The following is a 4,613-nucleotide window of genomic DNA, read 5'->3' as shown; positions in this document are numbered from 1 at the left end:
TCAATAATTTTTATCATTCCTCATTGAAATAAGCATTTTTATAATATTTTTTTTGGGCTTTTGATTTTATTTTAACCTCTTGCATTTTACCTCTGCTGTTTTGTATGGTTCTTGTGAAGACTGAAAAGCATGAAGGGGTCTCATATCAGCGCATTATCCTGTATTTTGTTAAATATAAAATGCTTTGGTTTAGGTTTTTCGAAGCTTTTGTGTTGTGTAGGTTTTTGATGATTTTTTTAGTTTTCTTAATTGATATGTTTGCCATTATAGAAGGGTGGGTCATATCATGAATGCAAGTGAATCTTATTGGTCATCTTTGTTAGTGGGGTTGTGATGAGGCTATCCTAGGGGAGGGTGAGTAATCTTATTTGGGGTAGGGCGTTTTGCCTTCGCTAGATTTATTTTAGCTGTTTGGCAGGACAAAATTTTATTTTTATCAGGATGGAAGATGGTGGATAAATTGAACTCTAAAGCTAGTTCCTTTAAAAGGGTTTCGGTGAATATCCTGTCGGCAGAGAACGTAATAAAGAATAGGATGGCGGAGGGTGATGGGGTTGTTTGTAGAAATGCTTCCGTAGGGCATTCTATTGTTTCAGAGGAGGAGAGTGCGGCGGCTTTTATCCGTGTTATGGCACAATTAAAGGCGCAGGTTGGTATTGAGGCTTATACCAGTTGGTTTGGTCGTGTGAAACTTGCTGAGTATAGTCATACTCTTGTAAAGCTTTCTGTTCCTACTGCTTTTTTACGTTCATGGATTAATAATCACTACGGTTCTCTTTTGACTCATTTATGGAAACAAGAAAACTCAGCAATTCTTCGTGTTGAAGTTATCGTTCGTGGTATGGAACGTATTTCAAAAGATGTTGTTTGTAAAACCAGTGCACCTTCTACTGTGTTGGAGGAGCAGGCGACTTCATCTTTTGTTGAGAGTTGTGCAGAGCATTCAGTCAAGAGTTCTCAAGCGGGAGTTTTTGGATCTCCACTTGATTCTCGTTATACCTTTGAAAGTTTTGTTGAGGGGGCTTCTAATCGTGTTGCTTTAGCAGCAGCACGTTCAATTGCGGAGGGACATAAAAGTGCTTTGCGTTTTAATCCTCTTTTTATTCATGCATCTGTTGGTTTGGGAAAAACGCATTTGCTTCAAGCAATTGCCGCTTCTGCATTGAAGCGTTTAACGTCTGCACGTGTTATTTATTTAACTGCTGAATATTTTATGTGGCGTTTTGCAACAGCTATTCGTGATAATGATGCTCTTTCTTTTAAAGAACAGCTCCGCGACATCGACCTTTTGATTATTGATGATATGCAGTTTTTACAGGGTAAGTCTATACAACATGAATTTTGCCATTTGCTTAATATGTTGCTTGATAGTGCAAAACAGGTTGTTGTTGCTGCAGATCGTCCACCGGCAGAATTAGAATCGCTTGATCTTCGTGTTCGGTCTCGTCTTCAGGGAGGGGTTGCTCTTGAAATTGAAGCACCGGATTATGAAATGCGTTTGCAAATGTTGCGTCAGCGGTTGAAGGTGGCGCAGCAAGATGATGGTATGATATCAATTTCTGATGATGTCTTAGAATATATTGCGAAAACGGTTTTAGGGTCGGGACGTGATATTGAAGGTGCATTTAACCAGCTCTTATTTCGTCAATCTTTTGAGTCTGATTTATCTTTAGAGCGGATTGATGAGTTATTAGGTCACTTGACCCGTCCAGGTGAACCTAAGCGCATTCGGATTGAAGAAATTCAGCGTACGGTAGCGCGTCATTATAACGTTTCTAAACAGGATTTGTTATCTAATCGTCGAACACGTACGGTTGTGAAGCCACGACAAGTTGCAATGTATTTAGCGAAAGTACTAACGCCTCGCTCGTTGCCAGAAATAGGACGCCGTTTTGGTGGGCGTGATCATACAACAGTTTTGCATGCTGTGCGTAAAATTGAAGATTTAGTTTGCGGTGATCAGACTTTGGCCAAGGAACTTGAATTACTGAAGCGGTTGATTGGAGAACAGGCTGTATAGCGCTTATCATTTCTTTCTTTGAAGAAACTTTAAAGAATTTAATGAAAGGATTTGTTTTTTCTTATTGTAGGAGTGACTTGCCATTTTAAAAGAGGTTTAATAAACTCTAACAGGCGATTCTCTAAAAAGAATCTGTTATTTTAATTCTAAGGAATTCTTATAGTTTTTTGTAAATCATACGGGGCTTTTATGCGTATTACAGTGGATCGCAATCAATTTCTCAAGTCTCTTGGTCGTGTTCACCGTGTGGTAGAACGTCGTAATACTGTTCCTATTTTGTCGAATGTGCTTATTGATGCAGAAAATGGTCATGTGCAGTTAAAGACAACAGATCTTGATTTAGAGGTTACAGAATCTTTTACAGTCAATGTTGAGCATGCTGGAGCAACAACTGTTCCAGCACATTTGCTCTATGATATCGTTCGGAAACTTCCTGATAGCAATGAAGTTGTGTTGTCCGTCGATGAGAATCAAGCAAGTACAATGTCCGTTGTTTCGGGTTGCGCACATTTCCAGCTTCAATGTCTTCCGAAGGCAGATTTTCCAGAATCACTTCCTGGGCAGTTTGGTTCTCGCTTTTCTCTATCAGCATCAGGGTTGAAGCATTTACTTGATTGTACGCAATTTGCGATTTCTACTGAAGAAACCCGCTATTATCTTAATGGTATTTACTTCCATGTTATTAATGATGATGTTTTGAAACTGCGTTTGGTTGCGACTGATGGTCATCGTTTGGCACAAGTTGAGATGGAAGCTCCTTCAGGAGTCGAAGGAATGCCGGGTGTTATCGTTCCTCGTAAAGCTGTAGGAGAGTTACAAAAACTTCTTTCAGAAGAAAATGATGGTGATGTATGTATAGAGCTTTCAGAGACAAAGATTCGTTTTTCTGTAGGTTCTGTGATTTTTACATCAAAGTTAATTGATGGAACGTTTCCAGATTATCAGCGTGTTATCCCTCTTGGAAATGATAAAGAATTAGTTGTTAATAGGCAGGATTTTTCTTCTGCAGTTGATCGTGTTTCAACGATTTCAAGTGATCGGGGGCGTGCAGTTAAGTTAACGATTGAGCATGGACAGTTAAGGCTTGTTGTTAATAGTCCTGATTCAGGCAGTGCGGAAGATCAATTATCGGTAACTTACACATCGGAACCCCTTGAGATAGGGTTTAATTCACGTTATCTTTTGGATATTGCTGGGCAGCTTTCAAGCGATGAGATGGTTTTTATGTTGGCTGAAGCTGGAGCGCCCGCTCTGATTCGAGATAATGATGATGCGGATGTACTTTATGTGCTGATGCCTATTCGCGTTTAGGGGCGATTGTTTTGCAATGCATGGAAAGTCATGTGCACAAAGTGTCTGTGAGGCAACTGAAGCTTTTACGTTATCGCAATTATTCTTTTTTTAATATTCATTTTTCAGGTCAGCATGTGGTTTTTACTGGCCATAACGGTGCTGGTAAGACAAATCTTTTAGAGGCATTATCTTTTCTTTCTCCAGGTCGTGGTTTGCGTCGGGCTGCATATTCTGACGTTAGTTTTATAGATGGAGGCGGTGAAGGATTTGTTGTATTTGCATGTCTTGAATGTGCTCTTTATGGTGAAGTAAAGATCGGTACTGCTTTGGAGGTCAGCGATAACAGTCGAAAGGTCCATATTAATGGTGTGAATGAGCCAAGTGATTGCTTAACAGATTATTGTCATATTAGTATATTAACACCCTCTATGGATGGTCTTTTTACAGGACCTTCGCTTGAGCGCCGTCGTTTTTTGGATCGTATGGTTTTGGCAATTGATCCGTTGCATAGTCGTCGCATAGCTGATTATGATAAGGCGATGCGTGCACGGAATCGTTTGTTTTTGGATGGAAGTGAAGACAATGCTTGGTTTAATGCTTTAGAAAAGCAGATGGCAGAATTAGCGACAGCTATTTCTGCGGCGCGTATTGATGTTATTCGGCTTTTAAATGACATGTTTACACAAATGCCATCTCAGATACCCTTTCCACGAGCTTTTTTGCAAATTGATGGCTTTTTAGAAACAGCTCTTGGTGAAATATCAGCTATTGAAGTTGAAGAGCGATTTTGTGATTTGTTGCGGCGTAATCGTGCAATGGATCGTGCTGCTGGGCGGACATTAGAAGGACCACATCGCACAGATTTACAAGTTTTTTATGCGGATAAAAATAGAGCAGCAACATCTTGTTCAACAGGTGAACAAAAAGCGCTACTGACAGGTTTGGTTTTGTGTCATGCACGTCTAACAGGTATGATCTCGGAAAGGGCTCCCATTCTTCTTCTTGATGAAATGGCTGCTCATCTTGATTCACATCGACGTGCTGCTTTATTTGATATTCTTGATGATTTAGCTGTGCAAACATTTATGACAGGAACAGACCGTCTTTTATTTGATGATTTAAAAGGACGCGCAGAATTTTTCGAGATTAAGGATGGCGCTTTATTGCTGTAAAAAATATGCTAAATATTTTTTAATAAGTGGTGTTCGAGAAGAAAAGGCTTGATATGTCTGTTATTATAACGATTTTAAATGGTCCTAATTTAAATTTTCTGGGTCAACGTGAGCCCAAAATTTATGGA

The 4,613-nt window shown here is 39.6% G+C and carries 4 protein-coding genes; all 4 read left to right on the top strand.

Annotation, left to right across the window (positions count from 1 at the left end; translation table 11 throughout):
- Positions 1-448 precede the first annotated feature (448 nt).
- Positions 449-2,020 carry a chromosomal replication initiator protein DnaA gene (gene dnaA, locus BN338_RS04015; RefSeq protein ID WP_039759284.1) on the top strand — a complete coding sequence of 524 codons (1,572 nt, stop codon included), beginning with the start codon at positions 449-451 and terminating at the stop codon, positions 2,018-2,020.
- Positions 2,021-2,209: 189 nt separating this feature from the next.
- Positions 2,210-3,331 carry a DNA polymerase III subunit beta gene (gene dnaN, locus BN338_RS04010; protein ID WP_039759282.1) on the top strand — a complete coding sequence of 374 codons (1,122 nt, stop codon included), beginning with the start codon at positions 2,210-2,212 and terminating at the stop codon, positions 3,329-3,331.
- Between the two features lie 20 nt (positions 3,332-3,351).
- Positions 3,352-4,485, top strand: coding sequence for a DNA replication/repair protein RecF (gene recF, locus BN338_RS04005; protein ID WP_039759280.1), 1,134 nt, complete (start codon positions 3,352-3,354; stop codon positions 4,483-4,485).
- A 53-nt stretch (positions 4,486-4,538) separates the two neighbouring features.
- Positions 4,539-4,613: type II 3-dehydroquinate dehydratase (locus BN338_RS11615; protein ID WP_156809248.1), on the top strand; the 75-nt coding region annotated here is incomplete at its 3' end.

The organism is Bartonella queenslandensis AUST/NH15 (assembly GCF_000312585.1).
Classification (GTDB): Bacteria; Pseudomonadota; Alphaproteobacteria; order Rhizobiales; family Rhizobiaceae; genus Bartonella; species Bartonella queenslandensis_A.
The sequence above is the reverse complement of the archived record's forward strand: the minus strand, read 5'-3'. Positions and strand labels throughout refer to the sequence as shown.

Excerpts from the sequence above, each read along its gene's own strand:
- dnaA (WP_039759284.1), top strand. The coding sequence starts at position 449 with ATGGTGGATAAATTGAACTCTAAAGCTAGTTCCTTTAAAAGGGTTTCG.
- dnaN (WP_039759282.1), top strand. The coding sequence starts at position 2,210 with ATGCGTATTACAGTGGATCGCAATCAATTTCTCAAGTCTCTTGGTCGT.
- recF (WP_039759280.1), top strand. The coding sequence starts at position 3,352 with ATGGAAAGTCATGTGCACAAAGTGTCTGTGAGGCAACTGAAGCTTTTA.